This is a genomic window from Sphingomonas sp. DC4900 (assembly GCF_049896485.1).
GTDB lineage: Bacteria > Pseudomonadota > Alphaproteobacteria > Sphingomonadales > Sphingomonadaceae > Sphingomonas > Sphingomonas aquatilis.
The window spans coordinates 38,291-60,266 of the sequence record NZ_JAFCUK010000004.1; the positions used below are offsets into that span (position 1 = coordinate 38,291).

The 21,976-nt window shown below is 66.5% G+C and carries 22 protein-coding genes; 7 read left to right on the forward strand and 15 right to left on the reverse strand.

The annotated features are described in order from the left end of the window. Positions 1–101: 101 nt before the first annotated feature. From panB to ACP690_RS06665, 6 genes are all read right to left on the reverse strand, one after another. A complete protein-coding gene (gene panB / locus ACP690_RS06640; RefSeq protein ID WP_426260552.1) occupies positions 102–962 on the reverse strand; it encodes a 3-methyl-2-oxobutanoate hydroxymethyltransferase in 861 nt (286 codons plus the stop codon). 25 nt (positions 963–987) lie between these two features. After that, positions 988–1,425 (reverse strand): hypothetical protein, encoded by a 438-nt coding sequence (locus tag ACP690_RS06645; protein WP_426260553.1) that lies wholly within the window; start codon positions 1,423–1,425, stop codon positions 988–990. 54 nt (positions 1,426–1,479) lie between these two features. Then, a complete protein-coding gene (locus ACP690_RS06650; protein WP_426260554.1) occupies positions 1,480–1,827 on the reverse strand; it encodes an ArsC family reductase in 348 nt (115 codons plus the stop codon). Positions 1,828–1,886: 59 nt separating this feature from the next. After that, positions 1,887–2,384, reverse strand: coding sequence for a GNAT family N-acetyltransferase (locus ACP690_RS06655; protein ID WP_426260555.1), 498 nt, complete (start codon positions 2,382–2,384; stop codon positions 1,887–1,889). Between the two features lie 80 nt (positions 2,385–2,464). Beyond that, positions 2,465–3,163, reverse strand: coding sequence for a type 1 glutamine amidotransferase (locus ACP690_RS06660; protein ID WP_426260556.1), 699 nt, complete (start codon positions 3,161–3,163; stop codon positions 2,465–2,467). 205 nt (positions 3,164–3,368) lie between these two features. Continuing rightward, on the reverse strand, positions 3,369–3,557 hold the full coding sequence (locus ACP690_RS06665) for a hypothetical protein (RefSeq protein WP_426260557.1): 189 nt from the start codon (positions 3,555–3,557) through the stop codon (positions 3,369–3,371). Between ACP690_RS06665 and ACP690_RS06670 the strand changes: the two genes are divergently transcribed. Further along, the gene (locus tag ACP690_RS06670) at positions 3,556–4,209 is read left to right on the forward strand and encodes a peptidylprolyl isomerase (RefSeq protein ID WP_426260558.1); all 654 of its coding nucleotides are present in this window, start codon (positions 3,556–3,558) and stop codon (positions 4,207–4,209) included. The genes ACP690_RS06665 and ACP690_RS06670 overlap by 2 nt on opposite strands. A gap of 63 nt (positions 4,210–4,272) precedes the next feature. Beyond that, positions 4,273–4,647 carry a glycine zipper 2TM domain-containing protein gene (locus tag ACP690_RS06675; RefSeq protein WP_017979288.1) on the forward strand — a complete coding sequence of 125 codons (375 nt, stop codon included), beginning with the start codon at positions 4,273–4,275 and terminating at the stop codon, positions 4,645–4,647. Positions 4,648–4,689: 42 nt separating this feature from the next. On the opposite strand, the gene bfr is transcribed toward ACP690_RS06675, so the two are convergent. The 3 genes from bfr to purL all read right to left on the reverse strand — a co-directional run bounded on the left by bfr (position 4,690) and on the right by purL (position 7,950). Then, complete coding sequence (bfr, locus tag ACP690_RS06680; RefSeq protein WP_024310291.1) at positions 4,690–5,202, reverse strand: bacterioferritin; 513 nt, start codon at positions 5,200–5,202, stop codon at positions 4,690–4,692. A 112-nt stretch (positions 5,203–5,314) separates the two neighbouring features. Then, entirely contained in the window at positions 5,315–5,485 is a 171-nt protein-coding gene (locus ACP690_RS06685; RefSeq protein ID WP_081609139.1) for a (2Fe-2S)-binding protein, read from the reverse strand. 245 nt (positions 5,486–5,730) lie between these two features. Continuing rightward, positions 5,731–7,950 (reverse strand): phosphoribosylformylglycinamidine synthase subunit PurL, encoded by a 2,220-nt coding sequence (gene purL, locus ACP690_RS06690; RefSeq protein WP_426260559.1) that lies wholly within the window; start codon positions 7,948–7,950, stop codon positions 5,731–5,733. Positions 7,951–8,239: 289 nt separating this feature from the next. Here purL and ACP690_RS06695 point away from each other — a divergent pair, with 289 nt between their 5' ends. Continuing rightward, the gene (locus ACP690_RS06695; protein WP_426260560.1) at positions 8,240–10,723 is read left to right on the forward strand and encodes a TIM-barrel domain-containing protein; all 2,484 of its coding nucleotides are present in this window, start codon (positions 8,240–8,242) and stop codon (positions 10,721–10,723) included. Positions 10,724–10,851: 128 nt separating this feature from the next. Then, complete coding sequence (locus tag ACP690_RS06700; RefSeq protein ID WP_426260561.1) at positions 10,852–11,055, forward strand: hypothetical protein; 204 nt, start codon at positions 10,852–10,854, stop codon at positions 11,053–11,055. A 135-nt stretch (positions 11,056–11,190) separates the two neighbouring features. Here ACP690_RS06700 and fghA read toward each other — a convergent pair whose 3' ends face one another. From fghA to ACP690_RS06730, 6 genes are all read right to left on the reverse strand, one after another. After that, on the reverse strand, positions 11,191–12,024 hold the full coding sequence (fghA, locus tag ACP690_RS06705; RefSeq protein ID WP_426260562.1) for an S-formylglutathione hydrolase: 834 nt from the start codon (positions 12,022–12,024) through the stop codon (positions 11,191–11,193). After that, complete coding sequence (gene purU / locus ACP690_RS06710) at positions 12,021–12,890, reverse strand: formyltetrahydrofolate deformylase (protein WP_426260563.1); 870 nt, start codon at positions 12,888–12,890, stop codon at positions 12,021–12,023. Before purU ends, fghA begins: the two co-directional genes overlap by 4 nt. Continuing rightward, positions 12,887–13,270, reverse strand: a complete 384-nt coding sequence (locus ACP690_RS06715) for a VOC family protein (RefSeq protein WP_017979281.1) — start codon at positions 13,268–13,270, stop codon at positions 12,887–12,889. Before ACP690_RS06715 ends, purU begins: the two co-directional genes overlap by 4 nt. A 188-nt stretch (positions 13,271–13,458) precedes the next feature. Then, positions 13,459–14,571, reverse strand: coding sequence for an S-(hydroxymethyl)glutathione dehydrogenase/class III alcohol dehydrogenase (locus ACP690_RS06720; protein ID WP_426260564.1), 1,113 nt, complete (start codon positions 14,569–14,571; stop codon positions 13,459–13,461). A 78-nt stretch (positions 14,572–14,649) separates the two neighbouring features. Continuing rightward, on the reverse strand, positions 14,650–15,894 hold the full coding sequence (locus ACP690_RS06725; RefSeq protein ID WP_426260565.1) for a CaiB/BaiF CoA transferase family protein: 1,245 nt from the start codon (positions 15,892–15,894) through the stop codon (positions 14,650–14,652). An 86-nt stretch (positions 15,895–15,980) separates the two neighbouring features. Continuing rightward, complete coding sequence (locus tag ACP690_RS06730) at positions 15,981–16,691, reverse strand: VIT1/CCC1 transporter family protein (protein ID WP_426260566.1); 711 nt, start codon at positions 16,689–16,691, stop codon at positions 15,981–15,983. A 252-nt stretch (positions 16,692–16,943) separates the two neighbouring features. Here ACP690_RS06730 and katG point away from each other — a divergent pair, with 252 nt between their 5' ends. The 3 genes from katG (at position 16,944) to ACP690_RS06745 (ending at position 21,952) form a co-directional block, all read left to right on the forward strand. Then, positions 16,944–19,217, forward strand: coding sequence for a catalase/peroxidase HPI (gene katG, locus ACP690_RS06735; RefSeq protein WP_426260567.1), 2,274 nt, complete (start codon positions 16,944–16,946; stop codon positions 19,215–19,217). Between the two features lie 198 nt (positions 19,218–19,415). Beyond that, entirely contained in the window at positions 19,416–19,883 is a 468-nt protein-coding gene (locus tag ACP690_RS06740) for a GAF domain-containing protein (protein WP_426260568.1), read from the forward strand. Beyond that, entirely contained in the window at positions 19,880–21,952 is a 2,073-nt protein-coding gene (locus ACP690_RS06745) for a putative bifunctional diguanylate cyclase/phosphodiesterase (protein ID WP_426260569.1), read from the forward strand. Before ACP690_RS06740 ends, ACP690_RS06745 begins: the two co-directional genes overlap by 4 nt. Positions 21,953–21,976 lie beyond the last annotated feature (24 nt).

A 21,976-nucleotide genomic window follows, 5' to 3' on the forward strand; every position in this document is an offset into this window, starting at 1 on the left:
GCTCCGGACGATAAGGGGCGGACGATAAAAGTCTGGCGCGCACTCTTAGCGACGCCCGCCGGGAAACAAAAGGTCATGCAGGCTGTCGGCCTGCGCGTCGATCATCCCTTCGCGGGATAGATCTGCTCAGGGCCGGGGAAGCTGCGCGCCCGTACCTCGCTGGCATAGGCTTCGGCTGCGGCGGAAATGCGGCCGGCCATGTCGTCGTAGCGCTTCACGAAGCGCGCAGTGCGTTCGAACAGACCGAGCATGTCCTCGGCGACCAGCACCTGCCCGTCGCACTGCGCCGACGCACCGATGCCGATCGTCGGACAGGCGATCTCTTGCGTGATGCGAATCGCGATCGGCTCCATCACGCCTTCGATCACGACGGCGAAGGCACCCGCTTCGGCGACGGCGACGGCATCGCCGACGATCTTCTCCGCCTCCGCCTCGGTCCGCCCGCGCGCGCCATAGCCGCCCAGCACGTTCACCGCCTGTGGCGTCAGCCCGACATGGCCCATCACCGGAATGCCACGTTCGGACAGGAAGCGGACCGTGGACGCCATCGCCGCGCCGCCTTCCAGCTTCACGGCCGCGGCGCCGGTCTGCTTGAGCAGCCACGCGGCGCTTTCGAAGGCCTTTTCGGGCGAGGCTTCGTAGCTGCCGAAGGGCATGTCGATGACCACCACCGCATGCGCACTGCCGCGCACCACCGCCGCGCCGTGCGCCGCCATCATCTCGAGCGTGACGGGCACGGTGGAGGGTAGGCCGTAGATCACCTGGCCCAGGCTGTCGCCGACCAGCAGCATGTCGCAATGCGCGTCGAGCAATTGCGCTGTGCGCACCGTATAGGCGGTCAGCATCACCAGTGGCTCAGCCCCCTTGCGCTGGCGGATCGCGGGGACGGTCAGGCGCTTGCGCAGCGCCGGCGTCGGATTCGCACGGCTGGTCGCGGTGTCGATCGTATAGGTCGTGGACATGGCAGCAGGCCTTACGCGCCTTGGCTCAACCGATCCATCCCCGCCGACGCGCATGGCCCGACAGCCAGACGCCGAACAGCGCCACCGCGGCGATGAAAACGGGGAAGGGGACGACCTGCGCCGCGCCGCGCACCGCGATGATGTCGGTCGCGACGAACAGCCAGCCGAACTGCACGATCACGGCGACCAGCGATACGAGGAACAGCGGTCGGGCCAGCGCCGACCGCAGCACCAGCGCGAGCGCGGCAGCAAGGCCGCTGCCGGTCGCGATGGCGTAGACGCCATTGTACCAGATCGGGAAGCTCGCATACAGCCGTCGGTAATAAGCGTCCGCCGGCCCCATCGCCTCCGCGCCCAGGCGGATCTGCTGGACGCAGGCGAACACGCCCACTGCGCCCCAGATGACCAGAACCATCACAACGATGGTGAACCATACAGGCGTCGCCGGTCTGCCGCGTGTCATCGCATCCCCCTCTTTTGGAAATAAGGATGCCGCGGCACGCCCCGCGACGCAACGTCACCCCAGCGCGGCAGCCCACGCATCGGGTTTGAAGCCGACCAGCAGCACGCCGTCGCCCTCCAGCACCGGGCGCTTGATCATGGAGGGCTGTGCGATCATCAGCGCGATCGCCTTGTCCGCATTCAGATCGGCGCGGTCGGCGTCGGGCAGCTTGCGGAACGTCGTGCCCGCGCGATTGAGCAGGACCTCCCAGCCGAGCGTGTCGACCCAGTGCCGCAGTCGCCCCTCATCGGCTCCATCGGATTTGTAATTGTGGAAGTGGTACGACACGCCCGCCTGATCCAGCCAGACGCGCGCCTTCTTCACCGTGTCGCAATTGGGGATGCCGTAGAGGGTAAGGGGCACCGTCGTCTCCATCGTGGTCGGCCCGGCCTTTGCCAGCGTCGGGGGCGGAGCGGAAGCGGTCAGCGGGACGCCAGCCGTACCTCCATCGATGGCACGTCGCCGCCCTCGACGAGGCATGGGCGCATGGCGGGGCCCGTCTCGACGAACCCCAGCTTATCCAGAACGCGGCCGGAGGCGGGGTTCGACAGGAAATATCCCGATGTGATCGTCCGCAGTGCCAGCGTGTCGAACCCGAACGCCAGCACCGCCCGCGCGGCCTCGGTTGCCAGTCCCAACCCCCAGTGCGGCCGGCCGAGCCAATAGCCGAGTTCGGCGACATCCGGCGCCGGGGACGGCGTGAGGCCGATGGCGCCAACCAGCGTGTCGTCGTGCCTGCGTGTGATTGCCCACACCCATTCATGCGGGACGATCCGGTCCAGGAAAAAGGCGGCATCCTCAGGCCCATAATGATGCGGCACGCGCGCCAGTCGTCGCGCGACGTCCCGATCGCCAATCGCCGCGACGATCGCATCCGCGTCGCGGTGCTGCGGGTGGCGCAGGACCAGGCGTTCGGTCACGAGCCGGGGCCGATCGGGAAGGGGGCGTGCGTCCATCGTCGGGGCGTACGATCCTTTCAACGGTGCGGCCAGCCTGGCCGTCAGGCGGGACGTCCGCTCGCCAGATAGCGGTTCAGCCATGCGCCGATCGCAGCATTGTCACTGGGGCCGTCCAGCGAGCGTGTCGCCCGATCGCGCAAGGTCGCATCGATGTCGGGCGCGGTATGGGCGGCGATCAGCGCGCGTGCGTAAGCGGCGTCGAACTCGGGGTGGAATTGCAGCGTCAGCGCATCGCCGTCGGCATAGGATAGCGCGGCGCACGGCGTGAACGGCGTGCGGGCGAGCACTTCGGCGCCGTCCGGTGGTGTCACGACCTGATCCTGATGCGAGGCCATGGCGGTCACGCTGTCTCCCAAGCCCGCGATCGGGGTTACGAGATCATAGCGGGTCAGGCCCAGGCCCCAGCCTTGCGGTGCCTTCACCACCCGGCCGCCGAAGGCATGCGCGATCGCCTGATGACCGAAGCAGATACCGATCAACCGCGCCGTGCCGCGCGAGGCGCGCAGGAAGTGGGCAAGCGATTCGAACCAGCCATGGCCGTCATTCACCCCCGCCGCCGATCCGGTGACGACATAGGCGTCGCAGGCTTCCGGCGAGTCGGGCAATTCGCCGCCGCGGACGTCGTAGCGCGTATAGCGGTGGCTCGGCCCTAGCAGCGCGGCCATCATCATGGCGTAGGTGCCATGCTTTTCAGCAAGATCGCCCGGCGGTGCGCCGGTTTCGAGGATGCCGATATGCATGACAGGCGCTCCCGCAACAGGGCGCATCGCTCGCTGGGAAAAGGAAGGGCGGGGGAGAGTCCGGATACGCCGGTTGGACTCGATCCCCCGCACCCCGACCACACCGGTGCCGGTTTTACCGGCAGGCTCCGCTCCGTATATCTCATTGACGGCGCGGTTGAGGCGCAGCACCCGTACGCCGGATCGCGGCCAAAAAAAAGGCCGGTCAGAGACCGGCCGGAAAGTTTTTAGGAGAGGATGCCTGAAAGGCACGGTCTTTGTGCGTCGCAGCACGGATTGTCGCAAGTGCAAAACGTGCAATCGCGCTTTTGTATCGCGCAATCGTTATCGGTATCACATAGGCGATGGTGGCTGATTCCGCCTCGGCCGGCCATTGCAAACCAGGGTTCATCATGCGCTTTTTCCATGCTCTTCTCGCAGTCGCAGCGTTCGCGTCGGCTGGCTCCGCTGCACCGCCGCGCGAACCGGCGATCGTGCGCGTCCGGCTGGATACCGCCTATGGCCCTGTCGTGCTGGCGCTCGACGCCCGGCACGCACCCCGCACGGTCGCCAATTTCATGGGCTATGTCGACGACGGGCGATTCGACGACATGACCTTCTATCGGTCGGCACGAAACCGGCAGGCGCCGACCTATGGCTTCGTCCAGGGCGGCATTCGGACCGACGCACGGCGCATCCTGCCGCCGTTTCCGCTCGAAACAACGGCGATGACGGGGATCAAGCACATCGACGGCACGATTTCGATGGCGCGGCGCGCCGATGCCGGGTCGGCGGGCGGCAATTTCTTTATCACGATCGGTGCGATGCCGAGCATGGACGCGAAGGGCAGCTATCAGGGCTATGCCGCCTTCGGCCATGTCGTGTCGGGCATGCCTGTGTTGAAGCGGATCCTGGCGCAGCCGACCGGCGGCGGCATGGGCGGGCAGTTGCTGCTGCGCCCGGTCAAGCTGGTCCGCGCGGTGCGCCTGACCGGCACGCCGCATCCGACCGGTATCGTCAAGCCGTGGCTGGTGAAAACGCAAGCCGATCCCGCCCGCCGCAAATAGCCGCGCACGCAACCATCCGTCGTCCCGAGCGCTTGGTCCGCCTTGTCTTGCAGGAGGTTGACGATGAAGACGGCATGGCTTGCGGCGCTGGCCGCGGTGACGATGGTGGCGCCGGTGACGACGGGCGCGGCGATCGCGCAGCGCGGCGACTATCGCTGGAACGGTGATCGCGACGGCCGGTGGGAGCCCGCCGATCATTATCGCGAAGGCCGCTATCGCGAGCGGCGCCTGGGTCGTAACGACCGCATCTATCGCGGGCGTGACGGTCGCGCCTATTGCCGGCGCAGCGACGGGACGACGGGTCTGGTGGTCGGCGCCGTCGGTGGCGGCGTGCTCGGCAATCTGGTCGGCGGCGGCACGCTCGGCACGCTGCTCGGCGCCGGTGGCGGCGCGGTGCTCGGCCGCTCGATCGACCGCGGCAACGTGAAGTGCCGCTGAGGTAACGGTACGGGGCGGGCGCGATGCCCGCCCCGAACGCGCTCAGGCTAGGTGCGGTGCGGCGCCCGATTTGGGCGAATCATGCTCGCTGATCGAATTCAGCTGCACGTAGTTGTGAATGCCCATCCGCTCGATCATGTCGAACTGCCGCTCCAGCGTATCGACATGCTCTTCTTCACTGGCAAGAATACGCGTGAAGAGATCGCGGCTGACGTAATCCTTGACCTGCTCGCAATAGGCGATCGCGCCTTTGAGCTGCTCGACCGCTTCCATTTCCATGGCGAGGTCGGACTTCAGAACCTCTTCCACGGTCTCGCCGATACGTAGCCGACCCAGCAGCTGGAAGTTCGGCAGGCCATCGAGGAACAAGATGCGCTCCGACAGCCAGTCGGCATGCTTCATCTCATCGATCGATTCCATCCGCTCATACTGGGCGAGCTTATAGACGCCCCAATGGTCGAGCATCCGATAGTGGAGCCAATATTGGTTGATCGCGGTCAGCTCGTTCTTGAGCGCCTCGTTCAGAAATTCGATGACCTTGGGGTCGCCCTTCACTGCCATATCCTTCGCCTTCCGCTAATGTCGTGGGCGGGGATGTAGGCGCCGTATGGCGGCTACGGCAAGGCAAAAAATGGCGGAAATCTGCGGTTTTCTGCCGCTGCGAACGTCAGGCAGCAGCGCGTTCGGTGTCGATAATGGCTCGCGCTACCATAACGCATTGTCCACATTTCGCTTGGCAGCCGAGCGATCGATAAGCCTGGCACGCGGTACGGCACCCATTACGCGCCGCGTCGCGGACCTGGGATTCCCGTATGGCATTGCAAACGCAGACGACCATGGACGCTCCTTCGCTTCGCCTCTTGGATAGGGCTAATGCGAAACGGTCGCAAGTCCGTCTGCGAGTGATTCGCAGTCGCTAGGCTTCGGTTCGTCGCAATTGCGGAACGGGAGGGTGCGATGCGCGGCGAGCATGATCGTCGGCGCCCGCCTGGATGCCAATGCGAGCGAAGCGAAGCAATCCAGGGCGTCCTGATCCGGCTCTGGATTGCTTCGCTGCGCTCGCAATGACGGTGTGAAGAGGAGTTACGCCAAAGCGGCGTCGACGCCCATCAGCGTGGGGAAGAACCCTTCATGCGCTTGGCGCAGATCGTCGATCGCCACCACGTCGTCGCGATCCGGGCGTTCGAAGATCAGGCGCTTGCCGCCGGTTCGGCCCAGCGGCTCCGCCTCGACGCCGGCGGCGTGCGCTGCGCCCAGGAAGTCGAGCAGCGCGTGATCGTGCACGGTGACGACATAGACGCCCTGATCTTCGGCGAAGAAGGACGCCGCACAGCCGAACGGCTGCTTGCGGTCGATCATCGCGCCGATGTTGCCGGCCAGCGCCATTTCGGCGAGCGTCACGGCAATGCCGCCGTCGGACACGTCGTGGACGGCGCTCAGCTGGCCGTTGGCGATGGCGTCGCGGATCAGGTCGCCGGTCTTGCGCTCGGCAGCGAGATCGACGGGCGGGGGCGGGCCCTCTTCGCGGCCATGGCATTCGCGCAGCCACACCGACTGGCCGAGATGCCCGCCGCGCGTGCCGATCACGAGGATGACGTCGCCGATGCCCTTGAACGCGATCGTCGCGTTCTTCGTCCAGTCCTTCAGCAGGCCGACGCCGCCGATCGCCGGGGTCGGCAGGATCGCCGAGCCCCCGCCGGTCGCCTTCGATTCGTTGTAGAGCGAGACGTTGCCCGACACGATCGGGAAATCGAGCGCGCGGCAGGCGTCGCCCATGCCCTCGAGACAGCCGACGATCTGGCCCATGATCTCGGGGCGCTGCGGATTGGCGAAGTTCAGGCAGTTGGTGATTGCGAGCGGCGTCGCGCCCACCGCGGTCAGGTTGCGCCACGCTTCGGCGACGGCCTGCTTACCACCCTCGACCGGGTCGGCGAAGCAATAGCGTGGCGTGCAGTCGGTTGTAATCGCCAGCGCCTTGTCGGTGCCATGCACGCGGACGACGGCTGAATCGCCGCCCGGCGCCTGCACCGTGTCGGCGCCGACCATGTGATCATACTGCTCCCAGATCCAACGGCGGCTGGCGATGTCGGGCGAGGCCATCAGCGTCAGCAGGTCGCGCGCGATGTCGTCGCTTTCGGGGGCATCGGCAAGCGGCGAAGGCTTGGGCGTCGGTACGTGCGGGCGATCGTACAGCGGCGCTTCGTCGGCGAGCGGACCCAGCGGGATATCGCAGACCGTCTCACCCTTGAACTTCAGCACCATCCGCTCGGTATCGGTGACGTGACCGATGACGGCGAAGTCCAGCTCCCACTTGCGGAAGATCGCCTCGGCCTCAGCCTCGCGACCGGGCTTCAGCACCATCAGCATGCGCTCCTGCGATTCGGAGAGCATCATCTCGTACGGGGTCATCCCCGTCTCGCGCTGCGGCACGTCGTCCATGACGAGTTCGATGCCGACGCCGCCCTTCGACGCCATTTCGACCGACGACGAGGTGAGGCCGGCCGCGCCCATGTCCTGGATCGCGACGATCACGTCGGTCGCCATCAATTCCAGGCACGCCTCGATCAGCAGCTTTTCGGTGAAGGGATCGCCGACTTGCACGGTCGGGCGCTTGGCGTCGGCATCCTCGCCGAAGTCCGCGCTGGCCATGGTCGCGCCATGGATGCCGTCGCGGCCGGTCTTCGACCCGACATAGACGATTGGGTTGCCGATGCCGCTGGCGGCCGAATAGAAGATCTTGTCCTGATCGGCGATGCCGACGGTCATCGCGTTGACCAGGATGTTGCCGTCATAGGCGGGGTGGAAATTCACCTCGCCACCGACCGTGGGCACGCCGACGCAATTGCCGTAGCCGCCGATGCCATGGACGACGCCGCTGATCAGGTGGCGCATCTTAGGGTGATCGGGCCGGCCGAAGCGCAGCGCGTTCATGTTGGCGACGGGGCGCGCGCCCATCGTGAACACGTCGCGCAGGATGCCGCCGACGCCCGTCGCCGCGCCCTGATAGGGCTCGATGTACGACGGGTGGTTGTGCGATTCCATCTTGAAGATCGCCGCCTGACCGTCGCCGATGTCGATCACGCCGGCATTCTCGCCCGGACCACAGATCACCTGCGGGCCTTCGGTCGGCAGCTTCTTCAGGTGGATGCGGCTCGATTTGTAGCTGCAATGCTCGGACCACATGACCGAAAAGATGCCGAGCTCGACCAGGTTGGGCTCGCGGCCCAGCGCGTGCAGGACGCGCGCATATTCTTCCTCGGACAAGCCATGGTCGGCGACGATCTGGGGCGTGATCTCGGTCATGGCCCGCGCCCTTAGCGGGATGGTGCGCTTTCGTCACCTCCTGTGGTGGGGTTGGGATGGAGAACGTCGCCCTAGATCCTCCGTCACCCCGGACTTGTTCCGGGGTCCACTCTGCGGCGAGGGGATTGGCCTGAGCCTCTTGCCTCGCCCTTGCGGCCCGGTGGACCCCGGAACAAGTCCGGGGTGACGTAGGATGTTGGCTGCATACGTATGCCTTGGGCAGCGCGGTTGACCTTGTGGCAACCCACTGCGCACAGCCTGTCACATAACACCGGGAGAGACCTGAACGATGCGCGCCACGATGCTGCTGGCCCTGACCGCCCTTGCGACCGCGACGGTGCCGTCTCTCGCCTCCGCGCAGGCGGCGCCTGCCGTAACCGCGCGCGCCGATGGGGCCGATCTCGCCACCGCCAGCGCGACGATCCGCGTCGTCGCGCTGACCGATTCGATCTTGCGCATCCGCGTCGGGCGCGGCGGTGCGATGCCCGAGGATGCGAGCTGGGCCGTCGATGTGAAGACGCGCGCGCAGCATGTCGCCGTCACCCCTGCCGCGGATGGCTTCGCCACCAAGGCTCTACGCGTCCGCTTCCGTGCCGACGGCCGCCTGCGCGTCGAGGATCTCGCCGGCAACCTCATCTCCGAAGACGCCGCACCCGTCGCCTTTGACGGCAAGGGCTTCGCGCTCGCCAAGACAATGCCGCAGGCCGAGCATTATTTCGGGATGGGCGACAAGACCGGCGGGCTCGATCGCCGCGGCAAGAGCTTCGTCGACTGGAATACCGACGCATTCGGCTTCGGCAGCGGCGACGATCCCATCTATAAATCGATCCCGTTCTTCATCGGCGTCGGCGGATTGGGGGGCAGCTATGGCCTGTTCCTCGACAATACGACGCGCGCCTGGTTCGATTTCGGCCATCGCGACGACACGCGGCTGGCCTTTGGCGCGCCGGATGGCCCCATCGACTATTATCTGATCGCCGGCCCGACCACGGCAGAGGTGGTGCGCCGCTACACCGACCTGACCGGCAAGGCGCCGCTCGTGCCGCAATGGGCGCTGGGCTATCAGCAGTCGCGCTACAGCTACATGACAGCGGACGAATTGCGCGGCGTCGCTGCCCGGCTGCGGCAGGAGCGCGTGCCGACCGACGTGCTGTGGCTCGACATCGATTGGCAGGACCGCAACCGCCCCTTCACCGTCGATACCAAGGCGTTCCCGGACATGAAGGGGCTGCTGTCCGACCTGAAGCGCGACGGGTTCAAGGTGGTGACGATCACCGACCTGCATGTCGCTCAGGCGCCCGACCAAGGCTACCGCCCCTATGACGAGGGCATCAAGCGCGACGCCTTCGTCCACCGTGCCGATGGCTCGGTCTATGTCGGGCCGGTGTGGCCCGGCCCGTCGGTGTTCCCGGACTTCACCCAGACGAAGGTGCGCGACTGGTACGGCACTTTGTTCGCCGATCAGGTCAAGATGGGCGTTGCGGGCGCGTGGAACGACATGAACGAACCAGCGATCTTCAACACGCCGACCAAGACAATGCCGGCGGACGTCATGCATCGCATCGACAGCGACGGCTTCATGCCCCGCATCGCGACGCATGCCGAAATCCACAACGTCTACGGCATGCAGAACACGCGCGCGACCTATGATGGCCTGCGCAAGCTGTTGCCCGACGAGCGCGCCTTCGTGATGACGCGGGCGAGCTATGCTGGGGGGCAGCGCTACGCGGTGACATGGACGGGCGACAACCTTGCGACATGGGACCATTTGAAGCTGTCGATCCAGCAGATCATCAACCTCGGCCTGTCGGGCTTTTCCTATGGCGCCGCCGACGTCGGCGGCTTCGCGGGCGGCCCTAGCCCCGAGCTGCTGACCCGCTGGTTCCAGATCGGTGCCTTCTACCCTGTCTTCCGCGACCATGCCGCCAAGGGCACGCCGCGTGCTGAGCCGTGGGTCGACGGGCCCGATCACCTCGCGATCCGGCGCCGCTTCGTCGAGGAACGCTATCGGCTGATGCCCTACCTGTACGCGCTCGCCGAACAGAATGCGCGGGCCGGCGATCCCATTCTGCGCCCGGTGTTCTACGATTACCCGTCCGCCATGCGCATGTCGTGCGACCAGTCGTGGACGTTCACCGTGGGCCGTTCGCTGCTCGTCGCGCCCGCGCCGCATCCCGACCAGCCGCAGGCCTATGACGTCTGCCTGCCCGCGGGCGGCTGGTACGATTATTGGACGGGACAGCGGGCGGGCACGCCGGAAGCCGCGGACAATGGCCCGATCCAGTCGGCGACACAGGCGACGGGGCAGGCGACCGAGCATGGCGACAAGGTGCGCGTGACGCCGCGGATCGACACGCTGCCCGTCTTCGTGCGCGCCGGCACCATCCTGCCGCGCCAGCCCGTCGTGCAAAGCACCGCCGAAACACCGTCCGGCCCGTTGCAGCTCGACGTCTATCCCGGCGAGGATTGCCGCGGTGACCTGTACGCCGACGACGGCCATTCGATGGCGTTCACGCGCGGCGTCTTCCTGCGGCAGGGCATGACCTGCACCATGACGCCCAATGGCCTGACGCTCGGCTTCGGCGCGCGGCAGGGCCGCTATACGCCGTGGTGGAAGCAGCTGCGCGTCGTCGTTCATGGCTGGCAGGGCGACGGCGCGGTTTCGCTTGCGCGCAAGGCCGTGGCAGCGCAGTCGGATGCGACGGCGGGTACGCTCAGCTTCGTCCTGCCCGATCAGCGTCGGGCGGCCGAGGTAACGATCGCCCGCCGCTGACGATCACGAAAGAGCATCCATGGCCACCATTCCCTTCGACGTACCCCACAGCCTCGGTCGGGACGAGGCGCGCGCGCATCCAGGCGGGCCTGCCCAAGCTCGCGGAGCATATCCCGGGCGGCGGCACCGTGTCCGATCACTGGACCGGCACCGACGCTCTAACGCTGACGATCATCGCCATGGGCCAAAGCGTCGAGGCGAAGATGGACATTGAGGACGCCCGCATCGCCGGCACGGTGAAGGTGCCGATGATGCTCAGCATGATGTCCGGCCCGATCGCGGAATTCGTGAAGGCCAGCGCGGAAAAGATGCTGGCGAAGCCTGCGGGGTAACTTGGCGGGATATGGCCCCGAGAACCCCGTCACCCCGGCCTTGAGCCGGGGTCCCGCTTCTTCCGCGGGTCGTAGAAAAAAAGCGGGACCCCGGATCAAGTCCGGGGTGACGGCGTGTTTTAGAGTGGCTTCGGGCTATAGCCGCGCCGCGTGCCAGGCGAGATGATCGGCCATGAAGGTCGAGATGAAGTAATAACTATGGTCGTACCCCGGCTGCATCCGCAGCGTCAGGTCGATCCCCGCCTTCGTGCACGCCTCCGCCAGTAACTCCGGCTTCAGCTGCTCGACGAGGAATTGGTCCGCGTCGCCCTGATCGACCAGCAGCGCCGGCACCCGCGCACCATCCTCGATCAGCGTGACCGCGTCGTGTTCGCGCCAGCGCGACCGGTCCGCGCCCAGATAGCCGCCCAGCGCCTTCTCGCCCCACGGCACCTGCGACGGCGCAACGATCGGCGCGAACGCCGACACAGCCTTGAAGCGATCGGCGAAGGTCAGCCCGATCGTCAACGCGCCATGGCCGCCCATCGAATGGCCCATGATCGACTGCCGCGCCATGTCGGCGGGGAAATGCGCGCCGATCAGCGCCGGCAGTTCTTCGGTGACATAGGACCACATGCGGAAATGCGGGGCCCAGGGCGCTTCGGTCGCATCGACGTAAAAGCCTGCGCCCCTGCCGAAATCATAGGCCTCGTCGTCCGCGACATCGTCGCCGCGTGGACTGGTGTCGGGGGCGACGAAGATCAGGCCCAGTTCGGCACAGGCGCGGCGATACTCGCCCTTGTCGGTGACGTTCGCATGGGTGCAGGTCAGCCCCGACAGATACCAGACGACGGGCAGCATCGCGCCATCGTCATGCGGGGGCACGTACACCGAAAAGGTCATCGGCGTGCCCGTCGTGGCGGACGTGTGCGTATAGACGCCCTGCGTGCCGCCGAACGCCTTTGCGGTCGACACCGTCTGTAAAGTCATCGGAAGATCACCGTCCTGTTGCCGTTGAGGAAGACGCGCCGCTCGCCCACCCAGGCGACCGCGCGTGCGAGCACCTGTGCCTCGATATCGCGGCCGATGCGGATCAGGTCATCGACGCTGGCGCGATGGTCGACGCGCTCGACCGCCTGTTCGATGATCGGCCCTTCGTCGAGATCGGCCGTTACGAAATGCGCGGTCGCGCCGATCAGCTTTACGCCGCGGGCATGAGCGCGGTGATAGGGCTGCGCGCCCTTGAAACCGGGCAGGAAACTGTGATGGATGTTGATGCAGCGTCCCGCCAGTCCCTCGACGAGGCGGGGGCCGAGCACCTGCATATAGCGCGCGAGGATCAGATAATCCGCCCGCGCCTCCGCCATCAGCGCCAGGATCGCGGCCTCCTGCGCGTCGCGGTTCGTGTCGTCGACGGGCAGATGGTGCCACGGCAGGCCGTGCCATTCGACCAGCGGGCGCAAGCTGTCATGGTTCGAGACGACGCCTGCGATATCCACCGGCAGCGTCTTCGTCCGCCAGCGATGCAGCAGGTCGTTCAGGCAATGCGAGCCCTTCGACACCGCAATCAGCACACGCGGGCGGGCGTCCGAGGCATCCAGGCTCCAGTCGAAGCCGAACGTCTCGGCCACGGGCGCAATCGCCGCCCGCAGCGCCTCGGCCTCCGCCGGATAACGGTCGCCGCCGCGGACGAAGGCGACCCGCATGAAGAACCGGCCCGTTTCCAGATCGGCATATTGCTGGCTGTCGAGGATGAAGCCGTCGATGCCGGCGAGCGCCCCCGACACCGCCGCGACGATGCCGACGCGGTCCTGACACACCAAGGTGAGGATCTGGACCGCGCGGCACTCCGTCATGCCGCGACGCGGTGCAGCGCGCACACTTTGTTGCCGGCGGGATCGCGGAGATAGGCGAGGTAGAGCTTGCCGAACGGCGCCTCGCGGACGCCCGGCGCATCCTCGATCGCGGTGCCGCCATTGGCGACGCCCGCGGCGTGCCATGCATCGGCCTGTTCGGGGCTGCTCGCGGCAAAACCGATCGTGCCGCCATTGGCGTGGCAGGCGGGCTGACCGTCGATCGGCTTGGTCAGCAGGAACATGCCGCCCGGGTGCATGTAGAGGACGCGGCCCTTCGGATCGACCCGGCCGGGCGCGATACCGAGCGCACCGAGCGTCGCGTCGTAGAAGGCCTTCGAGGCGTCGATATCGTTGGCGCCGAGCATGACGTGGCTGAACATGATGTTGTTCCTCTCTCTTTTTGATTGGTGGGGGTTGGTGCCGCGGCCTTCATCCTCCCCGTCATCCCGGACTTGTTCCGGGATCCACTCCGCGGCGAGGGGGGCGGCCTGCGCCTCCTGCCTACCCCCCGCGGATGAGTGGACCCCGGAACAAGTCCGGGGTGACGGAGTGTTGGCGGCAGTGGCGCTCAATAAATCACCACGCTGCGGATGCTTTCGCCGGCGTGCATCAGGTCGAACCCCTTGTTGATCTCGTCGAGGGTCAGGCGGTGGGTGATCATCGGATCGATCTGGATCATCCCGTCCATATACCAGTCGACGATCTTGGGCGTGTCGGTCCGGCCGCGCGCGCCGCCGAAGGCGGTGCCGCGCCAGTTGCGGCCCGTGACCAGCTGGAATGGGCGCGTGCTGATTTCCTTGCCCGCCTCGGCGACGCCGATGACGATGCTGGTGCCCCAGCCGCGGTGGCAGCATTCCAGCGCGGTGCGCATCACTTCCGTATTGCCGGTCGCGTCGAAGCTATAGTCGGCGCCGCCGTCGGTCAGCTCGGCCACCTTTGCGACGATCGCCTCCCGGTCCATGCCCTTGGTGTTGAGGAAGTGGGTCATGCCGAACCGGCGGCCCCACTCTTCGCGATCCGGGTTGATATCGACGCCGACGATCATCTTGGCGCCGGCCAGCTTCGCGCCCTGGATGACGTTGAGGCCGATGCCGCCGAGGCCGAAGACGACGACATTGTCGCCGACCTGCACCTTGGCGGTGTTGACGACCGCGCCGACGCCCGTCGTCACGCCACAGCCGACGTAGCAGCTGGTGTCGAACGGGGCGTCCTTGCGGATCTTTGCGACGGCAATCTCGGGCAGCACGGTGAAGTTCGAGAAGGTGGAACAGCCCATGTAATGGAAGATCGGCTGCCCCTTGTAGCTGAAGCGCGTCGTGCCGTCGGGCATCAGCCCCTTGCCCTGCGTCGCGCGGATCGCGGTACACAGGTTGGTCTTCCGGCTGAGGCACGACTTACACTGGCGGCATTCGGGCGTGTAGAGCGGGATGACATGGTCGCCGACCTCAACGCTGGTCACGCCCGCGCCCAGTTCGCGGACGATGCCGGCGCCTTCATGGCCCAGCACGCTGGGGAACAGCCCCTCGCTGTCGAGGCCGTCGAGCGTATAGGCGTCGGTGTGGCAGATGCCGGTCGCCATGATCTCGACCAGGACTTCGCCCGCCTTGGGGCCTTCGAGGTCGAGCTCGACGATCTCGAGGGGTTTCTTCGCTTCGAAGGCGACGGCGGCGCGGGTCTTCATGGGGCTATTGCTCCGGAGGGAATGATCGCGGCGGGGTTATCGCGGGACAGGCGGCGGGAGCAAGCGAAAGGGCAGGGCTCAGGCCATCGGGTCCGTCGGCACCGCGACAATGCCCGCGGTGGTCAGCGCGGCCAGAGTCTCGGCGTCGACGCCGGCCATTCGCTTCAGAACCGCGGCGGTGTGCTCGCCCAGCATCGGTGGCGGCGTATCGTAGGTCACTGGTGTGTCGGATAATTTGATCGGGCTGCCGATCGTTTCGAAGTCGGGGTTGCGTGGGTGCGGGATGGTGACGCGCATGGTGCGCGCTGCGACCTGCGGTTCGTCGAGCGCTTGCGCGATGCTGTTGATCGCACCGACCGGAACGCCGCAGGGATGGATGCGCGCGATCCACGCATCGGCGGTGTCGGTCAGGAAATGAGCGGCCAGCCGTTCGATGACCGCTTCCCGATTCGCGACTCGATCGGGGTTGCGGGCGAAGCGCGGATCGCGTGGCAGATCGGGTAGGCCGATGGCCTCGCACAGCGCGACGAATTGCGAATCATTGCCGCAGGCGATCACGAAATCGCGGTCCGCGGCGCGGAACACCTGATAGGGCACGATATTGGCGTGGGCGTTGCCATAGCGACCGGGTGCCTTGCCGGTGGTCAGGTAATTCTGGCTTTGGTTGCACAGCATCGCGACCTGCACGTCGAGCAGCGCCATATCGATATGCTGGCCGAGGCCCGTCGTCGCGCGGTGCAGCAGCGCGGCCTGGATCGCGATGACCGAATAGAGGCCGGTCATCAGGTCCGATACCGCGACGCCGACCTTCTGCGGCCCGCCGCCGGGCAGATCGTCGCGCTCGCCGGTAATGCTCATCAGCCCGCCGAGCGCCTGGATGATGAAGTCATAGCCCGGCTCGGCGGCGCGTGGGCCGGTCTGGCCGAAGCCTGTGACCGAACAATAGATCAGGCCGGGGTGGAGCGCGCGCAGGCTGTCATGGTCGAGGCCGTATTTCGCCAGCGACCCGGCCTTGTAATTCTCGATCAACACGTCGCACTGCGGCACCATCGCGCGGATCAGCGCCTGTCCTTGCGGGGAGGCGATATCGATCGCGACCGACTGTTTGCCGCGGTTCGCCGACTGGAAATAGGAGGCTTCGCGCGTCGGCGAGCCATCGGCGTCCGCCATCCACGGTGGCCCCCATTCGCGCGTATCGTCCCCGCGCCGGGGGTGTTCGATCTTGATGACTTCCGCGCCCAGATCCGCCAGCGTCTGGGCGCACCATGGCCCCGCCAGCACGCGGCTCATGTCGAGCACCCTCAATCCCGTCAGCGCACCCATGTGGCGGTCCTCTCGCGTCCGTCCGTCGGATCGATGCCGGCGGTTATCGGGGAAGCGCTAGCGACCGCGCGCCGTGCTGCAAAGGGTTACAGCGCACCCACGGGGAGCAGATGCCCCAGCAATGCCGTCGCGGCCATCGCCAGCGCGCCGAGCGCGGTGACGCGCACCACCGCGCGAACCTGCGGGGCGCCGCCGGCCTTGGCGCCGATCGCCCCCAGGATGGCGAGCAGCACGATTGCCACCAGCGGCACGACCATGACCGCCAGGTGGCGCGGCGCCAGCGCGGCGATCACCACCGGCAGGATCGCGCCAGAGGTAAAGGCGGCGGCGGAGAAGACCGCGGCCTGCACGGGGCGCGATCCGCCGTCGTCGGCGAGGCCCAGTTCGTCGCGGCGATGCGCGCCGAGTGCGTCATGCGCCATCATCTGTTCGGCGACCGTCTGCGCCAGCGCGGGCGCGACGCCGCGGCCGACGTAGATGGCGGCAAGTTCTCGCGTTTCCGCCTCGGGATTGCGGTGGAGCTCGGCAGCCTCGCGCGTCAGGTCGGCATGTTCGGTATCGGCCTGCGAGCTGACCGAGACATATTCGCCCGCCGCCATCGACAACGCCCCGCCGACCAGCGCGGCCGCGCCGGCGAGCAGGATGGTCGAGGCGCTGGCGCCCGGCGCGGCGGCGACGCCGACGACCAGGCTCGATACCGAGATGATGCCGTCATTGGCGCCCAGCACCGCCGCGCGCAGCCAGCCGGTGCGGTGGACCAGGTGATGTTCGCCGGGGGCGTGCGGCATGTCGGTCATCGGGCAGGCACCTGTGTTGAACGACGACGGCTATACGGACCGCGCCGTCGCAGCGTCGAGCCAATCTGTTGAGACATCAGCCGATAGCAGAGGCGGTGGCGCACAAATCTAAATTAAATTTCAGGCAACGGCGCGGCGACTTCCTCGTTTCGGCTTGATGTGGATCAGGCTCGACCTGTCGCACGCCGGGTCTCTCGCATCGCCCGGCTGCGCTCCTGTTTCACCCAATGGCGGATGCTGGAGCGCGTGTGCATGGAAGACTATAAGGACGTCCTGGCCGGGAAGTGCCCGTTTGGTGGTGATCGGATTGGCGGAGCGCAGACCAGCAAGCCGACGCTGCAGGATTGGTACCCCAATCGCCTGCGCGTCGAGCAGCTGCACCGCAATGGGCCGCGCGCCAATCCGCTGGGCACGGACTTCGATTACAAGGCGGCGTTCGAGGCGATCGACCTTCAGGCGCTGAAAGCGGAGATCAAGGCGTTCCTGACCAGCTCAGTTGCTTGGTGGCCCTCCGACTATGGCAATTACGGGCCGCAGATGATCCGCATGGCCTGGCACTCGGCCGGCACCTATCGCATCGCCGACGGGCGCGGCGGCGCGGGCGAGGCGATGCAGCGCTTCGCCCCGATCGACAGCTGGTGGGACAATGGCAATACCGACAAATCGCGCCGGCTGATCTGGCCGATCAAGCAGAAGTACGGGGCCGCGCTGTCCTGGGCGGACCTGATGGTGCTGACCGGCAATTGCGCGCTGGAGATCATGGGCTTCCCCACCTACGGCTTCGCCGGCGGACGGCATGACGCGTGGGAGGCGGACGACGCCACCTATTGGGGGCCCGAACATGTCGATATGACGACGGTGAAGTCGTTCGACGAAATGGTGAATCGCGACAAGCGCTGGCGCGGGCAGAACGGCGATGCCGATTATGATCTGGAGCAGCCGCTGGCGGCATCGCATCAGTCGCTGATCTACGTGAATCCCGAGGGCCCCTATGCCAGCGGCGATCCGATGGCGTCCGCGCACGACATCCGCGTCACGTTCACCCGCATGGCGATGAACGACGAGGAGACGGTGGCGCTGATCGCGGGCGGCCACGCCTTCGGCAAGAGCCACGGCATGGTGAAGGCCGACCGTATCGGCGCGCCGCCGGAAATGGCGCCAATCGAGCAGATGGGCCTCGGCTGGCACAATCCCGAAGGCACCGGCGCGGGCGAGTTCACGATGACCAACGGCATCGAGGGGAGCTGGACGCCCGACCCGACCAAGTGGGACAACAGCTACCTCGAAAATCTGTTCAAGTTCGAATGGGAACAGACGCGCAGCCCCGCGGGCGCGCTGCAATGGACGCCGGTCGACAAGACCGCGCCGCACACCCCCGACGCGCATATCGCGGGCAAGACTCACCCGCTGATGATGATGACCAGCGATATCGCGCTGAAGGTCGACCCCGTCTATCGTCCGATCTGCGAGCGGTTCCTGACCGACTTCGCCTATTTCACCGAGCAATTCTCCAAAGCCTGGTACAAGCTGACCCACCGCGACATGGGTCCGAAGGAGCGTTACCTTGGCGAAGAGCGGACGATCGAGGATGATCTGCTGTGGCAGGATCCGATCCCGCCGGTCGATCACCCGTTGATCAATGACGCTGATATCGCCGCGCTGAAGCAGGCGATCCTGGCGACGGGACATTCGGTGTCGGACTTGGCCTTTACCGCCTTTTCCGCGGCGTCGACCTTCCGGCACAGCGACAAGCGCGGAGGCGCCAATGGCGCGCGCATCGCGCTCGCGCCGCAGAAGGATTGGGCGATCAACGCACGCACCCGTCCGGTGATCGACAGCCTGAAGCGCGTCGCGGCGGACTTCGGCAGCGGTACGACGGGCGGCAAGGCGGTCTCGCTCGCCGACCTGATCGTGCTCGCCGGTTGCGTCGCGGTCGAGCAGGCGGCGGCGGCGGCCGGCGCGGCTACCGAGGTTCCGTTCACGCCGGGGCGCATGGACACGACGGACGCGCTGACCGACGCGGACAGCTTCGAATGGCTGCGCCCGGTGGTCGATGGCTTCCGCAACTATGTCGATCCGAACTTCGACGCGGTGAACGTCGCCGACCTGTCGCCCGAACAGCTGTTCCTGGACCGTGCCGACCTTCTCGCACTGTCTGCGCCTGAATGGGTGGTGCTGACCGGTGGCCTTCGCGCGCTGGGCGCCAATTGGGACGGATCGTCCGACGGCATCTTCACCGATCGCGTCGGCGCGCTGACCAATGACTTCTTCACCGTGCTGACCAGCATGGATTACGAATGGAAGAAGGCGGATGAGCAGGGATCGCGCTTCACCCTGGTCGCTCGCGACGGCGGCGACGCCCGGTTCGAGGCGACGCGCTGCGACCTCATCTTCGGCGCCAATTCGCAGTTGCGCGCGATCGCCGAAGTCTATGCCGCGGCCGACGGCCAGGCGCGCTTCGTGCGCGATTTCGTAAAGGTGTGGGACAAGGTGATGATGCTCGATCGCTACGACGTGCATCAATAAACGCTACCACTATCGGGGGAAGGTTAGCTTCCCCCGATAGTCGCCTCAAAACAGGGGAAAATCCGCCCCAATACGGGTGCTTTACGCTGACGTCATCTTAACGCTTTATGGCCCACATGCGCCGGGACCGATGACTCACCGAGCCCCTGTAATCCGATGCTGACAAACCTTTTTCGCGAGCGCCTGCGTTCGCGGGCCGTGCGCGGCCTGACCGGCGGGGATGAGGCGAGCGCCTCTGCGCTCGATCGCCACGTCGAAGCCGCGCAACAAGGCTTCGCCGCCCCGATCGCGGCCCTGTCGCTGATCTACGACGACATCCAGGCGATCCACGCGGCCCGCGGTGTCGATGTCGGCTGTCTGCCGCGACGGGAGGGATTCTGCACCCTGACGCTGGATGTCTCGGACGTGCTGGAATGTTGCGACGCGACCGTCGATCCGCGCTTCGCAAACTTGCCTTCGGTGACCGGCGAACCGTTCATCCGCTATTATATCGGTACGCCGCTGCGCCTGATCGACGGGATCGAGATCGGCGCGCTTTGCGTCGCCGATATCAAGCCGCGTCCGCCCGCATCGGTGGATCAGAAGGCCTATCTCGTCGGCCTGGCCCGACAGGTGTCGCTGGTGATGGAAGGGCGCCGCGGCGCCCGGGGGGTGAGGGCCGCATGACCGACATCGCCCTGTGTTTCGCGCAGCATGATGTGCATCTCGTCCTGCTGGCGGCGCTGGTCTGCCTTATCGGCTCGGCGGCCAGCGTTCAACTGTTCCACTGCATCCGGTCGGCGGATGGCTACAGCCGGCTGGGCTGGGTGATGCTGACCGCAGTGGCCACCGGCACGATGGTCTGGGCGACCCATTTCGTCGCGATGATGGCCTATCGCACGTCGGCGCCGGTCGTCCTCGATCCGATACAGACGCTCGGTTCGCTTCTGGTCGCCATCAGTATAGCGGCGCCCGGCCTGGCGTTGGCCGCCTCGGCTCGGCGGGGCGCAGGGGTATTGGGTGGCGGCGTCATCGGCGCAGCCATCGCGCTGATGCACTATCTTGGCATGTCGGCCTATCACGTCGACGGCATCGTCACCTGGACCTGGCCGGTCGTCGCCGTATCGATACTGCTGTCGGTCGGGCTCAGCGCCGCCGCCTTCGCACGCGCGCGGCAGGCGGCGCGTGCAGGTGCGTTGCGGACGATGGGCCTGCTCGCGCTGGGTGTCGTGACGCTCCATTTCACCGGCATGGCGGCGATGCATATCACCGTCATCCGCCTGGGCGACGGCCTGTCGCCCTCGACCATGAACGCGCTGGCCGTGGCGACGGCGGTCGCATCGCTGATCATCGTGGGCTGCGCCGCGATCAGCGCGCTGATCGACGGGCATACGAAGGGCGAATCCTACCGCCGGCTACGTCGCATGGCGATGTACGACGGGCTGACCGATCTGCCCAATCGCATGAGCTTCAACGAAGAACTGGAGCGCCGTTTCAACCGCAAGGGCGGGCATCTGTGCATGGCCGTCGTCATGATGGACCTGTCGCGGTTCAAGGTGGTCAACGACACCTATGGCCACCTGGCGGGCGACCAGCTGTTGATGGCGCTGGCGGCGCGGATGACGGCGACGCTGGGTCCCAACGAATGTATCAGCCGTCTGGGCGGAGACGAATTCGCGGCGGTCATTTCCTACGATCTGGCCGAGGAACTGACCGACTTCCTCGATCGGCTGCGCGCGGTCTTCGACGCGCCCTTCGTCTTCGATCGCTTCACCGCGTCGATCGGGACCAATATCGGCGTCGCACTCGCGGTTCATGACGGCTGGGATGCGGACGCGCTGCTGGCCAAGGCGGACCTCGCCATGTACCGCGCCAAGTCGATCCATTCGAGCGAGCCGTGCTTCTACGACGCGCAGATGGACGATGCCGTGCGCGCCCGGCGCGAGCTGGTCGTCGATCTGCGGCGTGCGCTCGACCGGGGGGCGTTCGAACTGCATTTCCAGGTGCAGGCGTCGACCGAGACGGGCGAGATCAAGGGGTATGAGGCGCTGGTGCGCTGGAACCATCCCGTCCGCGGCATGGTGCCGCCCGCGGAGTTCATCCCGCTGGCGGAGGAAAGCGGCGAGGTGGTGCCGCTGAGCATCTGGATCCTGCGCCAGGCATGTTTCGAGGCGGCGCTGTGGCCCAATCGCTATCCGGTGTCCGTCAACCTGTCCCCCAAGCATCTTTCCGATCCGCGTCTGGTGATGACGGTACGGTCCGCGCTGGAGGACAGCGGTCTCGCGCCGAACCGGCTGGTGCTGGAACTGACCGAAAGCGCGATCATCCACGATCGGCGCTTCGCACTCGAACAGCTGCACGCATTGAAGGCGATGGGCGTATCGATCGTCCTCGACGACTTCGGCGTCGGCTATTCGTCGATCGACGTCCTGCGATCCTTTCCGTTCGATTGCATCAAGCTGGATGCGTCCTTCGTCGCCGAGCTGGAATATGACGATCAGGCGATTTCGATCCTGCGATCGGTGACGGCGCTCGGCGGCCTGTTGCGCATGCCGGTGCTGGCAGAGGGGATCGAACGGCCGGCGCAGCTTGCCATCGTGGCGCGCGAAGGCTGCGCCAGCGTGCAGGGCTTCCTGGTCGGCCGGCCCTCGCGCACTTTGTCGGACCCGCACGAGGTGCGGCGGACGATGGCGATCGGGGCCGGTCCGGTGGTCGTCGATTTCCGGCAGCAAGCCGCAACGCCCACCGCGGCTTAACGGGACGGTTGACAGGTCCGGTGC

What these genes read in the sequence shown, in the direction of transcription:
- panB (WP_426260552.1), bottom strand. Translation starts at nt 962, where the DNA reads ATGTCCACGACCTATACGATCGACACCGCGACCAGCCGTGCGAATCCG.
- ACP690_RS06645 (WP_426260553.1), bottom strand. Translation starts at nt 1,425, where the DNA reads ATGACACGCGGCAGACCGGCGACGCCTGTATGGTTCACCATCGTTGTG.
- ACP690_RS06660 (WP_426260556.1), bottom strand. Translation starts at nt 3,163, where the DNA reads ATGCATATCGGCATCCTCGAAACCGGCGCACCGCCGGGCGATCTTGCT.
- ACP690_RS06670 (WP_426260558.1), top strand. Translation starts at nt 3,556, where the DNA reads ATGCGCTTTTTCCATGCTCTTCTCGCAGTCGCAGCGTTCGCGTCGGCT.
- ACP690_RS06665 (WP_426260557.1), bottom strand. Translation starts at nt 3,557, where the DNA reads ATGATGAACCCTGGTTTGCAATGGCCGGCCGAGGCGGAATCAGCCACC.
- ACP690_RS06675 (WP_017979288.1), top strand. Translation starts at nt 4,273, where the DNA reads ATGAAGACGGCATGGCTTGCGGCGCTGGCCGCGGTGACGATGGTGGCG.
- ACP690_RS06685 (WP_081609139.1), bottom strand. Translation starts at nt 5,485, where the DNA reads ATGGTCGTCTGCGTTTGCAATGCCATACGGGAATCCCAGGTCCGCGAC.
- purL (WP_426260559.1), bottom strand. Translation starts at nt 7,950, where the DNA reads ATGACCGAGATCACGCCCCAGATCGTCGCCGACCATGGCTTGTCCGAG.
- ACP690_RS06695 (WP_426260560.1), top strand. Translation starts at nt 8,240, where the DNA reads ATGCGCGCCACGATGCTGCTGGCCCTGACCGCCCTTGCGACCGCGACG.
- fghA (WP_426260562.1), bottom strand. Translation starts at nt 12,024, where the DNA reads ATGACTTTACAGACGGTGTCGACCGCAAAGGCGTTCGGCGGCACGCAG.
- purU (WP_426260563.1), bottom strand. Translation starts at nt 12,890, where the DNA reads ATGACGGAGTGCCGCGCGGTCCAGATCCTCACCTTGGTGTGTCAGGAC.
- ACP690_RS06715 (WP_017979281.1), bottom strand. Translation starts at nt 13,270, where the DNA reads ATGTTCAGCCACGTCATGCTCGGCGCCAACGATATCGACGCCTCGAAG.
- ACP690_RS06720 (WP_426260564.1), bottom strand. Translation starts at nt 14,571, where the DNA reads ATGAAGACCCGCGCCGCCGTCGCCTTCGAAGCGAAGAAACCCCTCGAG.
- ACP690_RS06725 (WP_426260565.1), bottom strand. Translation starts at nt 15,894, where the DNA reads ATGGGTGCGCTGACGGGATTGAGGGTGCTCGACATGAGCCGCGTGCTG.
- ACP690_RS06730 (WP_426260566.1), bottom strand. Translation starts at nt 16,691, where the DNA reads ATGACCGACATGCCGCACGCCCCCGGCGAACATCACCTGGTCCACCGC.
- katG (WP_426260567.1), top strand. Translation starts at nt 16,944, where the DNA reads ATGGAAGACTATAAGGACGTCCTGGCCGGGAAGTGCCCGTTTGGTGGT.
- ACP690_RS06745 (WP_426260569.1), top strand. Translation starts at nt 19,880, where the DNA reads ATGACCGACATCGCCCTGTGTTTCGCGCAGCATGATGTGCATCTCGTC.